Below are 20,116 nucleotides of genomic sequence, written 5' to 3' on the forward strand. Positions count from 1 at the left end.
TTATGAAGAAATTAATGCTGATATGCCTCTTTACCATTACGGCACTGACGGCAAGCGCACAAAAGTTTGCGCTCCTTGATATGGAGTACATCCTTAAGAACATTCCCGCCTACGAGCGTGCCAATGAGCAGCTCAACCAGGTGTCGAAGAAATGGCAAGCAGAAGTGGAAGCTCTTAATACCGAAGCTTCTACTATGTACAAGAACTATCAGAACGAGATGGTGTTCCTATCTGCCGAACAAAAGAAGACACGCCAGGAAGCCATCATGAAGAAGGAAAAGGAGGCAAGCGACCTTAAGCGCAAATACTTTGGTCCAGAAGGTGAGCTATTCAAAAAGCGCGAAAGCCTTATGTCGCCTATCCAAGAGGAGATATACACTGCTGTAAAGGAGATATCCGAACTACGTGGCTACTCGCTCGTGCTCGACCGAGCATCTGATACTGGCATAATCTTCGGATCTCCAAAGATAGACATCAGCAACGAGGTATTGCAGAAACTTGGATACGCCAATTAAGAATAAATTAATAACAAAATAACAAACAAGAAAACAATGAAAAAGCTTATTTTAATGCTTATGCTGTGCATGCCATTGGCAACATTCGCACAGAAGTTCGGACACGTCAATGCACAGGAAATCATGCAGTCTATGCCTGAGTTCATCAAGGCACGTGGCGAGGTAGAAGCAGCTGCAAAGCAGTACGACAACGACCTCAAGGCTATGCAGGACGAGTTGCAGCGCAAGGCTCAGGACTACGACAAGAATGCCTCTACAATGAACGAGACAAAGAAGAAGGAGACAGAGGAATCGCTCCAGCAGATGTACCAGAAGATACAGCAGACAGCCCAGGACAACCAGCAGGCTCTTGGCAAGTTGCAGCAGGACAAGATAGGTCCTATCACCAACAAGTTGGTAGAGGCTATCAAGGCTGTAGGCAAGGCAGGTGGCTATGTATACATCATGGACGTAACAAGCGGCATTCCTTACATCAGCGATACACTGAGCAAGGACGTTACAGCAGAGGTTAAGGCCCAGCTCAACAAGCCGGCTGCTGCCAAGAAGTAATGACCAAATCAAGTTTATCGAATAATTTCAATAATAATCAGATAGTTTGCAGAGGGGGATGGAGGCAAAGCGTTGCCAGTCCCCCTTTTTGATTTTTAGTAAAAACATCATTATGAAGAAGCTTTTATTTTCATTCCTTATGCTTGCTATCCCACTAATGGCGAGCGCACAAATACGTATGGGCTACTTCAGCTACAACGCCATACTTACCACCATGACCGACTATGAGCTTGCAAAGCGTAGTGTTGACGATCTGCGTCTTAAGTACGATGCCGAGATGAAACGATCAGAAAAGGAATTTAATGATAAGTATGAGGAATTTCTTGAGGTTCAACGCGACCTTGTTCCGTCTATCTTGCGCAAGCGTCAAGCCGAACTTCAGGAGATGATGGAAAAGAATACTGCCTTTAAGAACGATGCCATACGTCTGCTCGAGCAGGCAGAGAACGATGCCTTAGCTCCAGTAAAACGCAAGCTCAACGAAGCTGTGGCTCGCGTTGGTCGTGAACGTGGCTACATACTTGTGCTTAACACCGACAACGATGCATGCCCATATATCGACCCAGAACTGGGCGAGGATGCTACAGAGGCCATTAAAGAGGCAATAAAGTAGAATGAAGGCAGAAGTTAAGGAGTTAAGAAGTTAAGGAGTTAAGAAGTTAAGAAGTTAAGCCATATGTCTTTATGTCAAATATTAAAGTGGTCAAAAGCTAATGGCTTAACTTCTGCCTACTTAACTTCTGCCTACTTAACTTCTGCCTACTTAACTCCTGCCTACTTAACTCCTCCTCTTAACTCCAAAACTAAATAATAACAACAATGAACTTTCCTAAATCCCCAGGGCCAATAGGAGTATTCGACTCTGGTTACGGCGGACTAACCGTATTGCACGGCATCCGACAGTTACTGCCGCAGTACGATTATATGTACCTTGGCGACAATGCGCGTGCACCTTATGGCTCACGCTCGTTTGAGGTGGTATACCAGTTTACACGACAAGCAGTATTAAAACTGTTTGCCATGGGTTGCCATCTTGTTATACTTGGCTGCAACACAGCCTCGGCAAAGGCTCTGCGCACTATTCAGCAGCGCGACCTACCACAACTCGACCCTACACGCCGAGTACTTGGCATCATTCGTCCTACTGCAGAGGTTATAGGTTCGCTAACACGTTCGCGCCACGTGGGTGTGCTTGCTACGGAGGGAACAATTAAGAGCCAGTCTTATTCGTTGGAAATTAAGAAACTATTTCCTGACATTGAGGTATCGGGTGTAGCATGTCCGCTGTGGGCAGCTATAGTAGAAGCTGGCGAGGCCGACTCGCCTGGTGCCGACTATTTTGTAAAGAAGCGCATCGACCAGCTTATGCGTAAGGATCCGGACATCGACACCGTCATACTTGGCTGTACACATTATCCCTTGCTAATGTCGTCTGTTGCCAAGAACATTCCCGATGGAGTGCGCATAATGGCGCAAGGCACCTATGTAGCAGAGTCTTTACAGAACTATCTGGAGCGACATCCCGAAATGGAGCACAACATTACCAAGGGCGGCACTTGCCGATATCTTACTACGGAGAGCGAGGAGAGGTTCAGCGAGACGGCACGCATCTTCCTTCACGAGGACGTAACGGTCAACCATGTAAACCTTACAGAGAACTAATTTTTATCATCCAACAGTGATTTAAATGAATACGTTATCATAGGCCTACGATAACGTATTCATTTAAACATGCATATTTCTGTCCTTTCACATCCCCTTATTTCCGTCAATAATCCATCCCTTTTCGCAAATAACCCCTGTTTAATTTCGCCACGTCATTTTTTTGCAGTACCTTTGCACTCGATTTCATTATAAGTATAACTATGTGGAAGAATTTGGCTGCTTGCAACCACACTAAAAAATGCTAAAACTGCAAGGCATAAGCACGGCTTTCCGTACGTCACGCTACATACATCAGCGTGTCGCAAGCAATGATGGAAGGGCGTCTATGCAGCGGTAATTGGTGTTTTTCCACTAATTTTTTAAATTTAAAAATTGGAAAAAATGAATTATCTTTTTTCATCAGAATCAGTTTCAGAAGGCCATCCTGACAAGATAGCCGACCAAATTTCGGACGCTCTTGTAGATCAGTTCCTTGCTTACGATGCCAACGCACATTGTGCCATCGAGTCGTTTGTAACAACAGGCCAAGTAGTGATTATGGGCGAGGTGCGCTCAGGTGTGTACATCGACCTACAGACCATCGCACGCAAAACAATCAACCAGATTGGCTACAACAAGTCGGAGTATCAGTTTGATGGCAATTCATGTGGTGTGCTTACAGCCATCCATGAGCAGAGTGACGACATTAACCGTGGCGTAAGCCGTGCCGAGGAAGAAGAACAAGGCGCTGGCGACCAAGGAATGATGTTTGGTTATGCCACTAACGAGACAGAAAACTACATGCCTGTTACGCTCGACCTCGCACAACACATTATGCAGGTGCTTGCCGACATACGCAAGGAGGGCAAGGAAATGACCTATCTGCGTCCAGACTCTAAGAGCCAGGTTACAGTAGAATATTCGGAGGAGGGTATACCTCAGCGCATCGACACTATCGTAGTATCCACACAGCACGACGAGTTTGACACCGACGACGAGCGCATGCTTGCTAAGATTAAGAACGATGTGCTCAACATCCTCATGCCACGTGTAAAGGCCGAGATACATAGCGATAAGGTGCTCGCATTGTTCAACGACGACATCAAATACTTTGTCAATCCTACTGGCAAGTTTGTTATTGGTGGCCCTCACGGCGATACAGGTCTTACTGGCCGTAAGATTATCGTAGACACATACGGTGGCAAGGGTGCTCACGGCGGTGGAGCCTTCTCGGGTAAGGACCCATCTAAGGTTGACCGTTCGGCTGCATATGCTACCCGTCACATTGCCAAGAATATGGTAGCAGCAGGCGTTGCCGATGAGATGCTTGTTCAGGTAAGCTATGCCATCGGTGTAGCTGAACCAGTAAACATCTATGTCAATACCTACGGACGCTCTAACGTAAAGATGAGCGACGGCGAGATTGCACAGAAGATAAGCAAGCTGTTCGACCTCCGTCCTAAGGCTATAGAGCGTACACTCAAGTTGCGTCAGCCTATCTACCGCGAGACAGCTGCCTACGGACATATGGGCCGCAAGAACGAGGTGGTTAAGAAGACATTCACATCGCGCTACCACGAAACCAAGGTTATGGAGGTTGAACTCTTTACATGGGAGAAACTCGACCGCGTGGACGACATCAAGAAAGAATTCGGACTGTAATAGAACCAACAATTAATTCAAACAATGAACACTCTCGCTTCTGACTCCATACACACCGAGGAGATTATCCTCAACGAGGACGGACAAGTGATGGGCAAAGCCACCCAAAGGCAACACCATCAGCTTACGCCTGCCCAAGTGTTGTCGTGGTTGCCTAAAAACGCCACACCCGAACAGCAAGATTCGGCTATCCAGGCCCATATCAAGCCGTCGGAAATAACATGGAGTCAGCAGCCTGACACTCTACACCTACCTGGACATACAGCAGGACACTCGTGGCGCGACGTCAACATGCCAAAGTATTACCGCGAGTCTTACTTCACCGGCAAGCCTTGTTTCCACCCCGATATGTTCGGAGGCCGACTTGGTGTTGCCGGCGACCCAGTGCCATACAGTATAGCACGCGACAACGTCATTACTGGCTTGCTGCTGTTCTGCTTCATTATAGCAGCCATAGCCTTTGCCAAATCCAAGAGGTTCATACTAAAACAAGCGCGACACTTCTTCCGTCCACCGCACGACGAGCGCACGTCAGGCATGAGCGAGACATCTGGAGAAGTGCGTGTGCAATTCTTCTTTGTGCTTCAGAGTTGTCTGCTCTTTGCGCTTGTATACTTCTTCCGAGTACAAATACACGTAACCGATACGTTCGTCATCGACCAATATCAGGTGATAGGCATCTTCGCGCTTATTAACCTGGCCTATATACTTGTCAAGTCGGGCTTATACTGGATTACGGGATGGGTGTTCTTTGAAAGGCGGCTCAACGACATATGGATGAAGGCATTTCTGTTCCTGCTGGCAATGGAAGGCGTATGCATATTCCCTGCAGTTGTGCTGCAAGCCTATTTCGAGATGCCTGTCGAAACCACCTTATTATATACTACTGTGGTGCTCGTAACGTTCAAAATACTGGCACTTTACAAGTCGTACATCATCTTTTTCAGACATTCGGGCCATTCTTTGCAGATTTTTTTGTACTTTTGCACGCTTGAACTATTACCCTTCGTAATGCTGCTTGGGGTACTTGCCATAACAGGCAACTGTCTGAAAGTGAATTTCTGACATCGCATAAATACATTCACGATATATATATATTAGATAGACAAATGATTAAGAAAATCTTGATTTCCCAGCCCGAACCATCGAGCGAAAAGTCGCCATACTACGACATTGCCAATGATTTCGGTGTAGAACTCGTTTTCCGCCCCTTCATCAAGGTTGAAGGACTCAGCACAAAAGAGTTCCGCCAGCAGAAAATCGGACTTTTGGATTTCACCGCTGTGGTATTTACATCGCGTCATGCTATAGACAACTATTTTAAGTTGGCTAAAGAGATGCGCATCACCATACCGGAAGACATGAAGTACTTCTGCGTAACCGAGACAATAGCACTCTATATACAGAAATACGTGCAATACCGCAAGCGTAAGGTTTTCTTCGGAACTACTGGCAAGATTGACTCGCTCATCCCTACTATGGTTAAGCACAAGACCGAGAAATATCTCGTGCCACTTAGCTCGGTACACAACGACGACGTGCAGCGACTGCTTGATGCCAAGAAACTCAACCATAAGGAATGCGTGATGTACCGCACCGTCAGCAACGACTTCACTGAAGAGGAAGCAAAGAATTTTGACTGCGATATGCTTGTGTTCTTCAGCCCAACTGGTATAAAAGCATTCACCAAGAACTTCCCTGAATTCAAGCAGGGCGATGTACGCATAGCTACATTTGGTCCAGCTACAGCCAAGGCTGTGGAAGAAGAGGGATTCCGTCTCGACCTTGAGGCACCTACAAAGGAATATCCTTCGATGACAGCTGCGTTGCGCTGGTATCTTGAGAACGACAAATAACAATAAACTCTGTCACATGACCTCACCTACATTCTCACTCCCCCAATCGGAGCGCATCAACAGCAAGAAGCAGATAGACCGACTCTTCCGTGGAGGCGGCTCTAAAGCTATGACAGCATCGCCGCTACGTGTGGTATATATGGCTGAAGAGAGGAGCGGGAACAATGGCGAGGATAAAACATATTTGGACGGATCGGATGTCAAGATTGATGAGCCTGTAGCTCAAATGATGGTAAGCGTGCCTAAGCGTTTCTTTAAGCGAGCTGTAAAACGCAACCGCATCAAACGCCAAGTGCGCGAAGCTTACCGACTGAATAAGCACATACTGACCGACAGTATCGACCTAACGATACACAAAAAGGTTTCTATGTGCTTTATATGGACAACCGACCGCATGTTAGAAACGGCCGAGGTGGAGCAACGCATGAGGAGCCTGCTGAATCGACTTAAGGAGAAATTGGCAAAACATAAGGAGATGTTGATATGAATATAAATATAATTCTGCACAATCTCTCCCGTTTTTTGGCTTGGCTCACCGTGCAACCCATAGTCTTCTATCAGAAGTTTATAACTCCATACACCCCTGCCTCGTGCCGATTTCAGCCCACTTGCTCGGAATATGCACGTCAGGCCTTGCTGAAACACGGATTCTTTAAAGGTATGGCATTATCAATATGGCGCATCCTAAGATGCAATCCATGGGGCGGTTCCGGATACGACCCAGTGCCATAGCAAGGCTTCTCAACACACCTACACACCTACTCCCCTACCACAAACAGAAAACATCAGTTTAAACAAAATAACAACAATGGCAAAAAATTTCGTTGAAGAACTGCGCTGGCGCGGCATGCTCGCGCAGATTATGCCCGGTACTGAGGAATATCTCAATACCCACATGGTGTCTGCGTATCTGGGCACCGACCCTACAGCCGACTCTCTGCACATTGGCCATCTTTGCGGTATCATGATGTTGCGTCATCTGCAGCGTTGCGGACATAAGCCTTACTTGCTTGTTGGAGGCGCAACCGGCATGATTGGCGACCCTTCGGGCAAGAGTCAGGAGCGTAACTTGCTCGACTCTGATACTCTCTACCACAACCAAGAGGCTATTAAGAAGCAGGTGGCTAAGTTCCTCGACTTCGATGGCAACGAGCCTAACAAGGCCGAGCTTGTCAACAACTACGACTGGATGAAAGACTTTACCTTCCTCGACTTTGCTCGTGAGGTTGGCAAGCACATCACCGTAAACTATATGATGGCTAAGGACTCTGTACAGAAGCGTCTCAATGGCGAGGCACGCGACGGATTGTCTTTCACAGAGTTCACATACCAGTTGCTCCAGGGATACGACTTCCTCTATCAATATCAGAAGTACGGCATACGCCTTCAGCTTGGCGGCAACGATCAGTGGGGCAATATGACCACTGGTACCGAGCTTATACACCGTACTCTTGGCAACGACGCCGAAGCCTATTGTCTTACATGCCCGCTCATCACCAAGAGCGACGGCAAGAAGTTTGGCAAGACCGAGAGTGGTAACGTATGGCTCGACCGCAACCGCACCACACCTTATGCCTTCTATCAGTTCTGGCTTAACGTTAGCGACGTAGAGGCCGAGAAGTATATCAAGATATTCACCGACCTTGACAAGGAGACTATCGACGCTCTTATAGCCGAGCACAATGAGGATCCTGGTCGCCGTATACTTCAGAAGCGTTTGGCCGAGGAAGTAACAACAATGGTTCACTCTCGCGAAGACCTTGAGATTGCTCAGGAGGCTTCAAGCATCCTCTTTGGCAAGGGCACAAAGGAAACCTTGCAGAAGTTTGACGAGGCCACACTGCTTTCTATATTCGAGGGTGTGCCTCATTTCACACTTGACAAGGACCAGCTTGGACAGCCTGCTGTAGATATCTTTACTCGTGACGAGGTTAAGATATTTGGCTCTAAGGGCGAGATGCGCAAGCTTGTTCAGGGTGGTGGCGTATCACTCAATAAGGAGAAACTCGCTGCATTCGACCGTGTAGTAACTGCCGACGACCTTATAGACGGCAAGTATCTGCTTGTTCAGCGTGGCAAGAAAAACTATTATCTCATTACTGTTAAGTAAGGAACATACAATACAAATATTGACGTCAATCATCCAGAATTGCATTCTGGATGATTGACGTCTCTTTTTTATACCTACATTAAACTTGATTTAATTTATTTTAACGCTATATTATAATAAAAGAGCATGTTTATGTTTACTTTTGCAAGTAAAATATATTTAGTATGAGAAAATTATTACTTGTAGCACTGTTCGTGCTTAGTTTTGTTACTACAGCAAGCGCACAGCTTCCTAAAGTAACATTAAAGAGCATCGACGGCAAAACCGTCAGTACAGACACCCTTTCTAACAATGGCAAACCATTCATTATCGACTTCTTTGCCACATGGTGTAAGCCTTGCAACCGCGAGCTTTCAGCCATAAGCGAGGTCTATGAGGATTGGCAAGAGGAGACAGGTGTCAAGATTTACGCTATTTCTATCGACCAAGCTCAGAACATTAATAAGGTGAAACCTCTCGTCGATAATCACGGATGGCAATACGAGGTATTGCTCGACCCCAATAGCGACTTCAAGCGCGCGCTTGGCGTGCAGACTATTCCCTACGTGATAGTATGCGACGGCAAGGGCAACATCGTGTCTAAGCACAACGGCTATACCGAGGGTGCCGAGGAGGAACTCATCGAAGAAGTGCGCAAGCTTGTAGGCAAGAAGTAATTACGCAGACTTGTTGGCAAGAATAATGATAATGGTAGGTACGGCTTAATGCCGTACCACACTTTTTTTAATATATCTACTTTTTAAGAAACATAATGCTTCCACGTGGAGCATTCAATACATATATATAATAATGTATCTCAACAGAATTCTATTGCTCGCTCTCACAGCCATGACCGTTGGTTCGGCAAGCGCGCAGAAGATGAAGGTGGCCAAGGACTACGAGGTAACTCTCACCGGAAGCCTTCAGAGCGACATTCTCATTCCGCAAGAGGACAATAACATAGGCACAGGCACCTACAAGGACGATGTGCTTACCAATACTTATGCCGAGCTTCACGCGTTGTCGAAATATGTCGACGCAGGAGCCCGATTCGAATATCTCGACCACCCATTGCCTGGATTCGAGAAGGACTTCAAGGGCTGGGGTGTGCCTTTCTATTATATCAAGGGTAAACTGAAGAACGCCGAACTGACCCTTGGTAATTATTACGAACAGTTTGGCTCTGGTTTTATTCTACGCACATACGAAGAGCGTTCATTGGGCATCGACAACTCATTGCTTGGTGGCCGCCTTGTTTTGCGTCCGGCAAAGGGCGTGCAGCTCAAGGCTCTCAGCGGCAAGCAGCGCCGCTATTGGGACCACAACGATGCTTGGGTGTCGGGTGCTGACGTGGAGCTTGGACTTGCCGAATGGTTCCCAAAGATGCAGCAGAGTGGCACTTACCTCACACTTGGTGGCTCATGGGTCAACAAGCACGAGAAGGCTGACCAGGAAATCTATGCCGACCCAACCCATAAGCTCAACTTGCCTGAGAATGTAAACGCCTTTGACGTGAGAGCCAACTTGCAGAAAGGCAATTTCAGCGTGTTGGCTGAGTATGCCCAGAAGACAGAAGACCCCTCGTTCGACAAGAACTATCCCTACATCTACCGCAAGGGATATGTGGCAATGCTCTCCACCTCTTATTCAAAGAGCGGAATGAGTATCTTGCTTCAGGCAAAACGTTCCGACAATATGTCGTTCCGCTCGAGCCGTGTGGAGAACGGTACTTCGTCTTACATAAACCACTTGCCGGCGTTTGCCATGCAGCAGACTTATGCCTTGGCGGCTCTCTATCCCTATGCCACACAGCCTAATGGTGAGTGGGCTTATCAGGCGGAGTTGGGATATAAGTTCAAGCGCAACACATTCTTTGGTGGTAAGTATGGCACAAGTGTGAAGCTCAACTTCTCGCATATCCACTCACTCGAACAGAATCCACATGATGGTGGAACTCCCGGCACCGACGGCTATGGCTCGGCTTTCTGGAAGTGGGGCGACAAGACCTACTATCAGGACATCAATGTGCAGATTGAGAAGAAGCTCTCCAAGGATTTCAAGCTCAACCTCATGTACATGAACCAATTCTACAATAAGTCGGTTGTTGAGGGCGAGGGAGGTATGATCCACTCCGACATCTATATCGCAGAGGGTAAGTATCGCTTCAACCGCAAGCTCACTCTTCGTGGAGAGGCGCAGTATCTGCATACAAAGGAAGACCAGGGCGACTGGTGGTTCGGACTACTTGAGCTCTCGGTGCTGCCTAACTTCATGTTCACCATTAGCGACCAGTATAATGGCAATGAGCACTACTACACCAAGGATGGCTCTATCGATGCTGAGAAGGGCACACATAGCGAGCATTATATCAACGGTTCTGTGACATTCACAAGCGGAGCCCACCGTCTGCAAATAGGTTATGGCAAGACACGTGCTGGCTACAACTGCTCAGGTGGCGTGTGCCGTTACGTGCCTGCAAGCAAGGGCGTGACAATGTCTTACAACTTTAACTTCTAAAAAAAGAACCTCAAAGATATGAAACTGAAGAATATTATGCTTGGTGCAATGAGCGCCATAATTACTCTCGCGGCCGCTTCGTGCAGCAATATCGACGAGGACGAGCGACTGATTTATGTGAAACCTGCCGATGTGGGACGTGCCGTGCTTATTGAAGACTTCACAGGACAGAAATGTGTGAACTGTCCTACAGGCACAGAGGCTATCAACGCTATGGTCGAGACTTACGGCGAGGAAAATGTCATAGCAGTCGGCATACATAGCGGTCCGCTTGGATACAAGGGCACAAAAAAGAAAGTGGGTCTTATGACTGATACTGGCAATGAGTATTACAATAAGTGGGACTCGGAAAAGAAAATCGGTCAGCCGTGGGCTCTCTTCAACCGTTCCGCAGCTCCGAATGCTAACATCAACACTTGGATTACCTATGTCAAGGACCTCATTTCAAAGAAGGCAAAATTGTCGATCGGTGTAACCAATGCTTATGACGAGGCTTCACGCACACTCACAACCGACATTGAGGCTCGGGGAACCGACGGCACAACAGTTGGCAAGCTTCAGGTGTGGCTCATTGAGGATGGCATTGTTGCATTGCAGATGATGCCGGATGGCTCAAGTAATGATGATTATGTCCACAATCATGTGTTCCGTGCTGCTGTCAATGGCACATGGGGCGAGGACGTTACGGTGAAGGAGGGTGAGGCTACCAACAAGCAGTACACATATACCTTGCCTGAGAACTGGAATGCCGAGAATGTGTCGGTAGTAGCTTTCGTCTACAGCGACAATGGTGTGGAGCAGACTGTTAAGAAAGCCATCGTTGCAAAGCAGAAATAATAACCTTAAAAAAACTTTTGATATGAAGAAAATATTCACTCTCTGCCTTGCGCTCTTCTGCGCAACGGCAACATTCGCCCAGAATGATAATAATTTCAATTCTAAGGGCACTTTCGTGTTCACCGACAAGGATGGCAACGTGTATGAGGACGGTGATATAATCACACGTGATGAGGCTGAGGAAAGTCCGTTTGGAGGCATCCAGATTGCATCGGGCCTTTATGTAAAGCAGACAGTAGCTGACTTTGATGGTGCTCCGTTGCTTTGCGGAATGTCTGCTGATATTAAGAAGATAGACAATGGCGAACTGCAGTTCTGCTTCCCTGGAAGTTGCCGTATAGCCGACAAAGTTGGATTTTATGATGCTACTATAATTAAAAAAATTAAAAGTGGCGCAAGCTTGGTGACAGAATGGACTCCAGGTTGGGATGAGGATGAGGAGAATCAGTTGGAAGGAATGGCTACAGCCACATTCACACTTTATGCATTTCAGAACTTTGGTTCCCCCGAAAAACCTAACTATTACAACTATGGTACAGCCTCTTCTATAACAGTCAACTTTGTGTATAGCACCACCGGTATTAACGGGGTTGTCGACAACTCTAAGGCCACGGTCGATGCTATTTATACTGTCGACGGCACACGTGTGCAGAAGATGCAGAAGGGCTTGAACATTGTGAAGCTTTCCAATGGTAAGACTATGAAGATAGTAAATAAATAATAGTAATTGTTAAAACAAAGAAGAATTATGAAAAAACTTTTACTTTCAGCTTTCGCCATGTTGCTCGCATTGACAGCTGGCGCGCAGAAGTTCCAAGCTTCAAAGTGTGACGTTAAGCTTGACGTTCAGAAAGCTACTGTAGTGAAGTCGGATGCCAAGAAGGCTCCCGCTAAATCAAGTGTAGCTGAAAACCAGCGTCTGGTGGGCTATTACAGCACAGACGACTGTGATGCATATATTGGAGCTACAGGTCTTACAGGCAACAATCCTGTAGGTGCTCTGCTTAGTGCGAGTGACCTTGCTCCTTATTATGGTGCAAAGATTGTCGGCATCCGTTTCAACTTGGCACAGGGTTGCTCGGCATCTAATGTGTTTGTTAAGAATATAACAGCAGATGGCAACATCCAGGATTTCGTAACTGTTGATAAGAACATTACTTCTCCTGCTGGTGATGCGAATACTGGCACATGGCAAACAGTAATGTTTGATGCTGACAAGCAGTTTGAGCTTTCAGACAAGTATACTGGTCTTATGATTGGCTACACCTACAAGCAGACAAGTAATAACTATCCTGTAGGTCTGTACTCAGGTGCTTATGGCGTATTTTATATGTATGCCAACATCCCGGCATCGCAAGGTGGCAATGGTGAGGCTTGGTACAACATGGGTAGCGACTACGGTGCACTCAGCGTTCAGCTCATTGCTGAGAACGACAAATTCTCTCCTAACGCAATCGTTCCTTTCGACTTCGGCAAGTTTAATGTTGTTGTAGGTGAAACAAAGACGGTTGGTGTACGTTTGGCAAACCTTGGTACAAAGTTCGAGAGCCTTGACTTCACTACAACTCTTGAAGGCAAGACAAGCAAGGAGCAGCATGTAGACTTTGGCAAGGACTATGGTATTGGTGGCACATTCACTCTCAATGTTCCGTTTGAGGCTGCTTCAAAGCCTGGCAAGTATGAGGTTACATTCACAGTAACTAAGGTTAACGGTGTTGCCAACGGTGCTACTGTAACATCTGCAAAGGGTCTTAACAACACTCTCGCCCAGAAGCTCAAGAAGGTAGCTGTTGTTGAGGAGTGCACTGGTACTAAATGTGGATGGTGTCCGCGCGGTCATGTGGGCATGCACAATCTGAGCGAGAAGTATGGCGACCAGTTCATCGGTATTGCAATGCATCAGTACAGCTCAGCTGATCCTATGTACATTGAAGACTATTTCCTTGGTTTCTCAGGTGCTCCTTCTGCTGTGGTTGACCGTACCACTTATGGTGATCCTTACTATGACATGCCTGCTGCTGTAGAAGCTGCATTGGCGGATTACCCGGAAGCTACTGTCAGCGTAAGCGGACAGTACAATGCCGACTCAACACAGGTTGAGGCTACAGCAACTGTAACCTCACTCGTTTCAGGACAGTATGAGGTTGCTTATATGCTTGTTGCTGATGGTTTGACAGGTAAGACAAGTTCATGGAAGCAGGCCAACTACTACAGCTCTTCAATGAAGAATCAGACTGGTTTGAATAAGAGTGATATTCCTGCAGATTTGCAGAGTTATTGGAATGAACCCGCGTCATGTAATCTGGTCTACAACGACGTGCTTATTGCCAGCTCTTACTCTGACAACGAGAACCAGGCTGAGTTTGGTGAGTTTGTAGAGAATGGCGTTACAACTGGCAACTATACTCTTACTATGCCTACAAAGAAAATCTTGTTAAAGGCACTCGACAAGAAAAAGGTTTCTGTAGTTGCTGTTATCATCGATCCTGAGACTGGCGCTATCCTGAATGCTGGCAAGGCTCTCGTGGGTGCTGGTTCTACTGGCATCATTACAGTAAACAACTCTACCAATGCTACTGTTGTAGCTCGCTACGCAGTTGATGGTACACAGATCTCAGCTCCTGTTAAGGGTATCAACATCCTCAAGATGTCTGACGGTACAACACGCAAGGTGATGGTTAAGTAAATTCGTCTATTCCTTAAGGGGGAATTAGTTCTGCTTTAAGCAGAGACAATATAATATAAATGGAGTGGCTGCATTCCGCACAGTAAACGTGTGGAGCACAGCCACTCCTTTTTTTTAGTAGTCAAATTATATAAAATTAACATGGATTGTTGTAGGTGTAACTATTCAGCGAATACCATAGCTGTCCGTACACCTCCAAAGGGCACGGATAGCTTTATATGGTGATAAGTCATGCTTTTTTGCTGTTTCTACAATAGAGTGCAGTTCCAAGAAAGCGTCCGCTCCAAGTTCAGACCAGAATGTGCCAGAGTTTTTCAATTTGATTTTCAGTTTTCTAATGCCACGTTCACTGTCGTTGTTGTCAGACGGAATCAAAGGGTCTTCAAGAAAATTGAATATGTAATCTCTGCACTTTATCAATCCGTTCTTCAAACGCTGAAAGTCTTTGCCAAGACTTGTGACACTCTGCTTGGGTGCTTTTAAGCCACGGCTCTTTAGGCATGATGTCTTGCGGATGCTCGTTACGTTCATGTATGGCCTGTTGCAGAATGCTTTCAATGCGCCTTGACCACTGCTGTTTGTCGTCAACCTCATTCAGATATTGCAGTTCTCGCAGAATGTGGCAAAGGTGATGATGAAGGAAAATGAACTGCCGTATTCCATGGCTTCTTTCAAGGAATCATGGCGAGTACATACATCGCTAAATTAATTTTCGACAAGTGTCGGAGTTTACCGAACCGAAAGTTAATTAGTCATACTATCAAAGAACTCTTTGGCTGGCAGCGTAAAGCCGCTTAGCCTTTATCTCAAATTTTAACGAACTATTGATATCAACTTGCTTGTTCATAAATATACATATTATGTAGCGTATGGGCAACAGGATTACTTTCGATGAAATCAGTCAGCAACTCTGTAGCATCTATAGAGAAACGCTCTGCAGCTTCCAAAACGAAGTCCAAAATGATAGCCCATATCTTGTCCGTTACGGACAACTCGAGAGTGTCATTGGTAACCTCTGTAAAGAGACCACCGATGGTTTCATACGCTTCAAATCTCTTCACTGTACACAAGATGTTATACTGCATCATTGTTAAAGTGAAGCTAGCAATTTGAGCGGAAAAAAAGTAGTCATAAAATAGTATATCAGCAATGTTTGGCGACTTGATTGAAATTAAATTGTTGGGATATTTTCAATGCTAAGTCAATATTATTTTGCCATTTTTCTTGCGTACTTCCTTGCATTTTACTATCTTTGCCACCAATAACAATCACTTTTTGCAACCAAAAAACAATATCTCGCTTATGAAAAAGATTTACTCAGCACTATTGTTTGCCGCACTCTTCTCAACAGGAGCCATGGCACAGAACGAGTCGGAACTCATCACACAGCCAGCAGCAGGCAAAACCGTAAACCTATACCGCACCACCACAGGCTATGAGTCGGTCTATTACTATGGCATTCCGCATGAGAGTACCGGCGACTGGCAGCGTCTTGTATTCGGCGATGACGGAGCCGTGTATCTTGAAAACCCAATCAACTCCATCTATACCAAGACATGGATTAAGGGCTACCGTGCCGAGGGCGACACCATTGCCTTCCAGCTTCCGCAGCCCATCTATGCTGAAGAAGACATCTTCAGTGGCGACCTTATATATGGATACCTCAACCGCATGCACCCAGTAGAAGAGGATGACAAAAGCACATTCCGCCCTAACGAGGGAGAGGAAAACCAGGTACTGAAATATGTATGGCGCAACGACTCACTCGTCATGGCACTTCCCGAAGGCGAGATGATAGGCATGTGCCGCGCAAATGGAGCATGGACAAGCTATGCCGAAGGCACCTACAAAGCTGTGCATCTGGACAACAACACCGTGACTCCTCCGACTGGAGCAGACGTATTCGACGGACTGATGCTCTATATGGACACCGAGGGACAGTCGCAGCTATATCCCGTGAAATATGCCTTCAACGGTAGCGATGTGTATCTTGGCGACCTCTCTGCCAATATCAAAGGATTATGGATAAAGGGCGAAAAAGACGGCGAGACCGTCACCTTCCCTGCCACTTCTTACGTAGGCATCGACACCACGACAGCTTGCTATGTATACGCCTCTTCGGCTGTCATGGGCGAAGGCACCGATGAAATGGGCTCAAAATACGAGAAACCTTGTCTCAGCAGCGACCCACTCGTGTTCACCTACGACGCCGAGAACAACTCTCTGAGCACCAAGGGAATGCTGATGATACACAAGAGCAAGGACGACGACCGAAGCACCAACATCTTCGACTCCTACCGCTACGCGATGGTGAATCCCTGGAACAGAGAGCCAGCAGCTCCTATGCCACCGCTGCTCACAGCCTACCAGCCTTACGACCCAAACCCATGGGGAGGTCCTGGCGGTTTGCAGTTCTCTCTGAGCTACTACTCAGCTGACTTCAACTATCTTGACCCATCGCATCTCTACTATAATCTCTACATCGACGGCGAGGTGCAGACATTCTCACCCGACGACTACCAGAACGTGGATACTGAGATGACTGACGTGCCATACTCATTCTACGACCAGTATGAATTCTACAAGTACGACGAGAACGCACGCACCATTTACTTCTATAAGGAGGTGAAGGAGAAGATTGGTATGGAGGCTTTCTATATCGATGGCGACACTCGCCTCGGCTCTGGCGTAGCAGAATACTATCCTTATGGCGACCCAACCGGCGTAAAGATGACCAACGCCAATGTGAAGCAGATTAAGAGTGTGGAATTCTACGACCTCTCAGGTCGCAAGGTCAGCAACCCGACCAAGGGTATATACTTGCGTACTGTCACATATTCTGATGGCACAAAGGCATCAAGAAAGATTGTGAAGTAAATATTTAGCAAAACTCTCAGGCAAAGTGCCACGTAAGAGCAAAAGGCATTGTACTACAGTCTTTGGCCTTACGTGGCACTTTTTTTTCATAGGTTATATTCACACGCCAATCCTCCACCACATTTCTCTATTTTTTGTAAAACCGACATTACAAAATTTGTAGGTTACCTTAAATTAGCAGACAAAGTCTTTCCGTATATTCTTTACTGAGTCCACTTTAAAAAGTAAGGCTTGTTTTAGATGTTTATTTATCACTAAAATAATCTCTGGTTAATGCTGTTATCTGGAATTATTTTCGTATCTTTAAGCTATCAATCAAACAGAAAGACGATGTTTAAAAAGACAGATCCGAATCCACAGTTGGACATGTTCACGGCTCCTTCGATGCAGTTGGGTAGTCGTGCCTCAAAGAAGTATTCTGACCCCAACGCATGGCATAACCAATTCTATAGTCTTGTAACGACCAAGATAGACGAGGATATCTTCAAGCCTCTGTTCCCGGAAGGCAAGAAGAGCGGCCGTCCTAATGCTTCCATCCGCATACTCGTAGCTATGTCGGTCTTAAAGGAAGGATTCGGTTGCAGCGACGAGGATCTGTTTGAGAAGTGCGAGTTTGACCTTCTTACCAGAAAGGCACTCGGCTTGGAACTTCTGACGGATGTAACTCCATCAATAGACACCTATTATCTCTTTCGTCGCCGTATCTGCGATTATCAGGAAAGAACTGGCATAGACCTTATGCAGCTGTGCTTCGAACATATTGCAGGCAATCAGGTACGCCTTCTCAAGATATCCGGCAAGAGTGTCCGTATGGACAGTAAGCTTATCGGCAGCAATATCGCTCGCCAGTCTCGCTATGAACTGATACATACAACTCTGGTCAGGTTCCTAAAGACATGTACGCTTACCAAGCTCTCCTCAGAGCAGGAAGAGCGGAAAGGCATATTTGAAAGAGGATTCCTCAAAGACTGTTTACCGTTCAGACTCTGAATCGCTTCAGAGCAATCTTGCCATAATTGGCAACTTCATCATGGAGATGCTTGCGGTTTTTCCTGAAACCTCGCCTGAGCACAATATTCTTCAACGTCTGTTTGATGAACAGTATGTCGTAAAGGACGGAAAGGCTGTTCTTCGAGACAAGAAGGAGGTAAAGGCAGACAGTCTTCAGAATCCTAACGATCCAGATGCAACCTATCGTGCCAAGAACGACCAGAAGGTGCAAGGCTATGCAACCAACATCACAGAGACTGTAGAGGAAGGCAAGCCAAGCATTATCACTTCCGAAACTGCAGTATTTGCAGACTGCCTTTTTCTTCAAGAGGCGGTGGAAAACAGCGAACGCGTAACGGATTCTGCCATTGAAAAGCTGTATGCGGATGGTGCCTACCAAAGTCCCGACAATAGAGAGTTTGCGAAGAACCACAATGCCATGCAGCTCAAGACTGGCAAAATGCAAGGTGGATGCAGATGGGAACTGATACCTCATGACGAGGATGGTCTTACTGTCAGGGAGATTGCCACGGGCAATACCTACGAAGCCGTCAAAGCCGTCACAAAGCAAGGCAACAGAAAGCGATGGAGAATCCCATGGAACAACAAAACCGGTTGGCGATACTTTGAAGACAAAGACATCAAAGCCTGTCAGCTAAGGAAGCAGATAGAAAGTATTCCTTTGGAGGAACAGCATAAACGGAATAACGTAGAAGCTGCCATGTTTCAATACAGTTTTCATACACATAATGGCAAGACCCGATACAGGGACTTGCTCAAACATCGTATACATGCATATAGCAGATGTATGTGGATGAACCTCAAAAAGATGGTAATATTCCAGATTTCAACATTTCAAAGATCGATATTTGCCCTTTTCGGCCTTTTCGGGCCTATCAGAGAAGTTTTCGGCTATTTCATGGCTATTTCTCGAAAGATATTCACCAGCGGAGCCGATTGCTATGTTTCACTCAGCATGACCACACTGGTCATGCTGGATTCAAAATATGCCCATTTTTAAAGTGGGCTCAGTATTTAAGTAAAGCCCAATAAAGGTACGGCGTCCATATCTACGCCCAATGCCTTTATTGGGCTTTTTATGCATTATGCCAACACCCAACAGCCAATATAAAGCTACTTTCTACCTTTTTCAGTAAAAAAACATCAAAAAGCCGTTCATTATTTGGCTATTTGCCCGTTTTACCTTATATTTGCATATTACAACGTTACACCCTAAATCTTAATATAAACAACAAACTTATTTAGAATATGTCATTCTCAGAACTTTGCAACCACATTTTCAACAAGGCCATCGCCGACTATCACATTAAGGACAACATTGAGACTCCTATCAACAACCCATACGAGCGCGACGAGATAGAAAACCGACTCTATCTGAAGTGCTGGATAGACACTGTACAGTGGCATTTCGAGGACATCATACGCGACCCGCACATCGATCCCGTAGAGGCTTTGTCGTTGAAGCGCCGTATAGACCGTTCTAATCAAGACCGTACCGATCTTGTTGAACAGATCGACTCATACTTCCGCCAGAAATACAGCGACGTTAATATACAGCCCGACGCTCGCCTTAATACAGAAAGTCCGGCATGGGCAGTAGACCGCCTGTCTATTCTTGCCCTTAAGATATATCATATGCGCGAGCAAGCCGAGCGCACCGATGCCACCGAAGAGCACCGTCTAAAGTGCAAGGCTAAACTCGATGTTCTGCTTGAGCAGCAGCGCGACCTCTCGCTTGCCATTGACCAACTATTGGACGACATCGAGGCAGGACGCAAGTACATGAAGGTTTATCGCCAGATGAAGATGTACAACGACCCCTCTACAAACCCAGTGCTCTACAAGAAGTAGAGCACTACATATCAACCTAAAC

At 46.3% G+C, this 20,116-nt stretch carries 21 protein-coding genes; 19 read left to right on the top strand and 2 right to left on the bottom strand.

Annotation, left to right across the window (positions count from 1 at the left end; translation table 11 throughout):
* Nucleotides 1-2 precede the first annotated feature (2 nt).
* The 15 genes from C9991_RS03085 to C9991_RS03155 all read left to right on the top strand — a co-directional run bounded on the left by C9991_RS03085 (nt 3) and on the right by C9991_RS03155 (nt 14,355).
* Complete coding sequence (locus tag C9991_RS03085) at nt 3-515, top strand: OmpH/Skp family outer membrane protein (RefSeq protein WP_106811147.1); 513 nt, start codon at nt 3-5, stop codon at nt 513-515.
* Nucleotides 516-551: 36 nt separating this feature from the next.
* Nucleotides 552-1,064: an OmpH/Skp family outer membrane protein gene (locus tag C9991_RS03090; RefSeq protein ID WP_106811148.1), complete on the top strand. Its 513-nt coding sequence runs from the start codon at nt 552-554 to the stop codon at nt 1,062-1,064.
* A 112-nt stretch (nt 1,065-1,176) separates the two neighbouring features.
* Nucleotides 1,177-1,677, top strand: coding sequence for an OmpH/Skp family outer membrane protein (locus C9991_RS03095; RefSeq protein ID WP_106811149.1), 501 nt, complete (start codon nt 1,177-1,179; stop codon nt 1,675-1,677).
* A gap of 206 nt (nt 1,678-1,883) precedes the next feature.
* Nucleotides 1,884-2,726 carry a glutamate racemase gene (gene murI, locus C9991_RS03100; protein WP_106811150.1) on the top strand — a complete coding sequence of 281 codons (843 nt, stop codon included), beginning with the start codon at nt 1,884-1,886 and terminating at the stop codon, nt 2,724-2,726.
* Nucleotides 2,727-3,110: 384 nt separating this feature from the next.
* Nucleotides 3,111-4,370: a methionine adenosyltransferase gene (gene metK / locus C9991_RS03105; protein ID WP_106811151.1), complete on the top strand. Its 1,260-nt coding sequence runs from the start codon at nt 3,111-3,113 to the stop codon at nt 4,368-4,370.
* Nucleotides 4,371-4,394: 24 nt separating this feature from the next.
* Nucleotides 4,395-5,435, top strand: coding sequence for a DUF4271 domain-containing protein (locus C9991_RS03110; protein ID WP_106811152.1), 1,041 nt, complete (start codon nt 4,395-4,397; stop codon nt 5,433-5,435).
* Between the two features lie 44 nt (nt 5,436-5,479).
* Nucleotides 5,480-6,226, top strand: coding sequence for a uroporphyrinogen-III synthase (locus tag C9991_RS03115; RefSeq protein ID WP_106811153.1), 747 nt, complete (start codon nt 5,480-5,482; stop codon nt 6,224-6,226).
* A gap of 16 nt (nt 6,227-6,242) precedes the next feature.
* Nucleotides 6,243-6,713, top strand: coding sequence for a ribonuclease P protein component (locus tag C9991_RS03120; protein WP_106811154.1), 471 nt, complete (start codon nt 6,243-6,245; stop codon nt 6,711-6,713).
* The gene (gene yidD / locus C9991_RS03125) at nt 6,710-6,958 is read left to right on the top strand and encodes a membrane protein insertion efficiency factor YidD (RefSeq protein WP_106811155.1); all 249 of its coding nucleotides are present in this window, start codon (nt 6,710-6,712) and stop codon (nt 6,956-6,958) included. The genes C9991_RS03120 and yidD overlap by 4 nt, the downstream gene beginning before the upstream one ends.
* A 76-nt stretch (nt 6,959-7,034) precedes the next feature.
* Complete coding sequence (gene tyrS, locus C9991_RS03130) at nt 7,035-8,336, top strand: tyrosine--tRNA ligase (RefSeq protein WP_106811156.1); 1,302 nt, start codon at nt 7,035-7,037, stop codon at nt 8,334-8,336.
* Between the two features lie 164 nt (nt 8,337-8,500).
* Nucleotides 8,501-8,992 (top strand): TlpA family protein disulfide reductase, encoded by a 492-nt coding sequence (locus C9991_RS03135; RefSeq protein ID WP_106811157.1) that lies wholly within the window; start codon nt 8,501-8,503, stop codon nt 8,990-8,992.
* A gap of 133 nt (nt 8,993-9,125) precedes the next feature.
* A complete protein-coding gene (locus tag C9991_RS03140; RefSeq protein WP_255414779.1) occupies nt 9,126-10,832 on the top strand; it encodes a DUF6029 family protein in 1,707 nt (568 codons plus the stop codon).
* A gap of 18 nt (nt 10,833-10,850) precedes the next feature.
* A complete protein-coding gene (locus C9991_RS03145; protein WP_106811158.1) occupies nt 10,851-11,669 on the top strand; it encodes an Omp28 family outer membrane lipoprotein in 819 nt (272 codons plus the stop codon).
* A 22-nt stretch (nt 11,670-11,691) separates the two neighbouring features.
* The gene (locus tag C9991_RS03150) at nt 11,692-12,390 is read left to right on the top strand and encodes a hypothetical protein (protein WP_106811159.1); all 699 of its coding nucleotides are present in this window, start codon (nt 11,692-11,694) and stop codon (nt 12,388-12,390) included.
* Nucleotides 12,391-12,417: 27 nt separating this feature from the next.
* Entirely contained in the window at nt 12,418-14,355 is a 1,938-nt protein-coding gene (locus tag C9991_RS03155; protein WP_157949342.1) for a hypothetical protein, read from the top strand.
* Between the two features lie 165 nt (nt 14,356-14,520).
* Here the strand turns inward: C9991_RS03155 and C9991_RS03160 are convergent, their stop codons facing one another.
* Together C9991_RS03160 and C9991_RS03165 are read right to left on the bottom strand one after the other, a co-directional pair.
* The gene (locus C9991_RS03160) at nt 14,521-14,949 is read right to left on the bottom strand and encodes an IS66 family transposase (RefSeq protein WP_232823228.1); all 429 of its coding nucleotides are present in this window, start codon (nt 14,947-14,949) and stop codon (nt 14,521-14,523) included.
* A gap of 236 nt (nt 14,950-15,185) precedes the next feature.
* Nucleotides 15,186-15,443 carry a hypothetical protein gene (locus C9991_RS03165; RefSeq protein WP_106811161.1) on the bottom strand — a complete coding sequence of 86 codons (258 nt, stop codon included), beginning with the start codon at nt 15,441-15,443 and terminating at the stop codon, nt 15,186-15,188.
* 214 nt (nt 15,444-15,657) lie between these two features.
* Here C9991_RS03165 and C9991_RS03170 point away from each other — a divergent pair, with 214 nt between their 5' ends.
* From C9991_RS03170 to C9991_RS03185, 4 genes are all read left to right on the top strand, one after another.
* Nucleotides 15,658-17,232, top strand: coding sequence for a T9SS type A sorting domain-containing protein (locus C9991_RS03170; RefSeq protein ID WP_106811162.1), 1,575 nt, complete (start codon nt 15,658-15,660; stop codon nt 17,230-17,232).
* 330 nt (nt 17,233-17,562) lie between these two features.
* Complete coding sequence (locus C9991_RS03175) at nt 17,563-18,222, top strand: transposase (protein ID WP_232823229.1); 660 nt, start codon at nt 17,563-17,565, stop codon at nt 18,220-18,222.
* The gene (locus tag C9991_RS03180) at nt 18,179-19,243 is read left to right on the top strand and encodes a hypothetical protein (protein ID WP_198643737.1); all 1,065 of its coding nucleotides are present in this window, start codon (nt 18,179-18,181) and stop codon (nt 19,241-19,243) included. The genes C9991_RS03175 and C9991_RS03180 overlap by 44 nt, the downstream gene beginning before the upstream one ends.
* Nucleotides 19,244-19,491: 248 nt before the next feature.
* Nucleotides 19,492-20,094: a DUF4254 domain-containing protein gene (locus C9991_RS03185; RefSeq protein WP_106811163.1), complete on the top strand. Its 603-nt coding sequence runs from the start codon at nt 19,492-19,494 to the stop codon at nt 20,092-20,094.
* Nucleotides 20,095-20,116 lie beyond the last annotated feature (22 nt).

It is taken from the genome of Prevotella merdae (assembly GCF_900290275.1).
Lineage (GTDB): Bacteria > Bacteroidota > Bacteroidia > Bacteroidales > Bacteroidaceae > Prevotella > Prevotella merdae.

Excerpts from the sequence above, each read along its gene's own strand:
- C9991_RS03135 (WP_106811157.1), top strand. The coding sequence starts at position 8,501 with ATGAGAAAATTATTACTTGTAGCACTGTTCGTGCTTAGTTTTGTTACT.
- C9991_RS03175 (WP_232823229.1), top strand. The coding sequence starts at position 17,563 with ATGTTTAAAAAGACAGATCCGAATCCACAGTTGGACATGTTCACGGCT.
- yidD (WP_106811155.1), top strand. The coding sequence starts at position 6,710 with ATGAATATAAATATAATTCTGCACAATCTCTCCCGTTTTTTGGCTTGG.
- C9991_RS03145 (WP_106811158.1), top strand. The coding sequence starts at position 10,851 with ATGAAACTGAAGAATATTATGCTTGGTGCAATGAGCGCCATAATTACT.
- C9991_RS03170 (WP_106811162.1), top strand. The coding sequence starts at position 15,658 with ATGAAAAAGATTTACTCAGCACTATTGTTTGCCGCACTCTTCTCAACA.
- tyrS (WP_106811156.1), top strand. The coding sequence starts at position 7,035 with ATGGCAAAAAATTTCGTTGAAGAACTGCGCTGGCGCGGCATGCTCGCG.
- C9991_RS03115 (WP_106811153.1), top strand. The coding sequence starts at position 5,480 with ATGATTAAGAAAATCTTGATTTCCCAGCCCGAACCATCGAGCGAAAAG.
- C9991_RS03185 (WP_106811163.1), top strand. The coding sequence starts at position 19,492 with ATGTCATTCTCAGAACTTTGCAACCACATTTTCAACAAGGCCATCGCC.
- metK (WP_106811151.1), top strand. The coding sequence starts at position 3,111 with ATGAATTATCTTTTTTCATCAGAATCAGTTTCAGAAGGCCATCCTGAC.
- C9991_RS03085 (WP_106811147.1), top strand. The coding sequence starts at position 3 with ATGAAGAAATTAATGCTGATATGCCTCTTTACCATTACGGCACTGACG.
- C9991_RS03120 (WP_106811154.1), top strand. The coding sequence starts at position 6,243 with ATGACCTCACCTACATTCTCACTCCCCCAATCGGAGCGCATCAACAGC.
- C9991_RS03140 (WP_255414779.1), top strand. The coding sequence starts at position 9,126 with ATGTATCTCAACAGAATTCTATTGCTCGCTCTCACAGCCATGACCGTT.
- C9991_RS03110 (WP_106811152.1), top strand. The coding sequence starts at position 4,395 with ATGAACACTCTCGCTTCTGACTCCATACACACCGAGGAGATTATCCTC.
- C9991_RS03160 (WP_232823228.1), bottom strand. The coding sequence starts at position 14,949 with ATGAGGTTGACGACAAACAGCAGTGGTCAAGGCGCATTGAAAGCATTC.
- C9991_RS03090 (WP_106811148.1), top strand. The coding sequence starts at position 552 with ATGAAAAAGCTTATTTTAATGCTTATGCTGTGCATGCCATTGGCAACA.
- C9991_RS03150 (WP_106811159.1), top strand. The coding sequence starts at position 11,692 with ATGAAGAAAATATTCACTCTCTGCCTTGCGCTCTTCTGCGCAACGGCA.
- C9991_RS03165 (WP_106811161.1), bottom strand. The coding sequence starts at position 15,443 with ATGATGCAGTATAACATCTTGTGTACAGTGAAGAGATTTGAAGCGTAT.
- murI (WP_106811150.1), top strand. The coding sequence starts at position 1,884 with ATGAACTTTCCTAAATCCCCAGGGCCAATAGGAGTATTCGACTCTGGT.
- C9991_RS03155 (WP_157949342.1), top strand. The coding sequence starts at position 12,418 with ATGAAAAAACTTTTACTTTCAGCTTTCGCCATGTTGCTCGCATTGACA.
- C9991_RS03095 (WP_106811149.1), top strand. The coding sequence starts at position 1,177 with ATGAAGAAGCTTTTATTTTCATTCCTTATGCTTGCTATCCCACTAATG.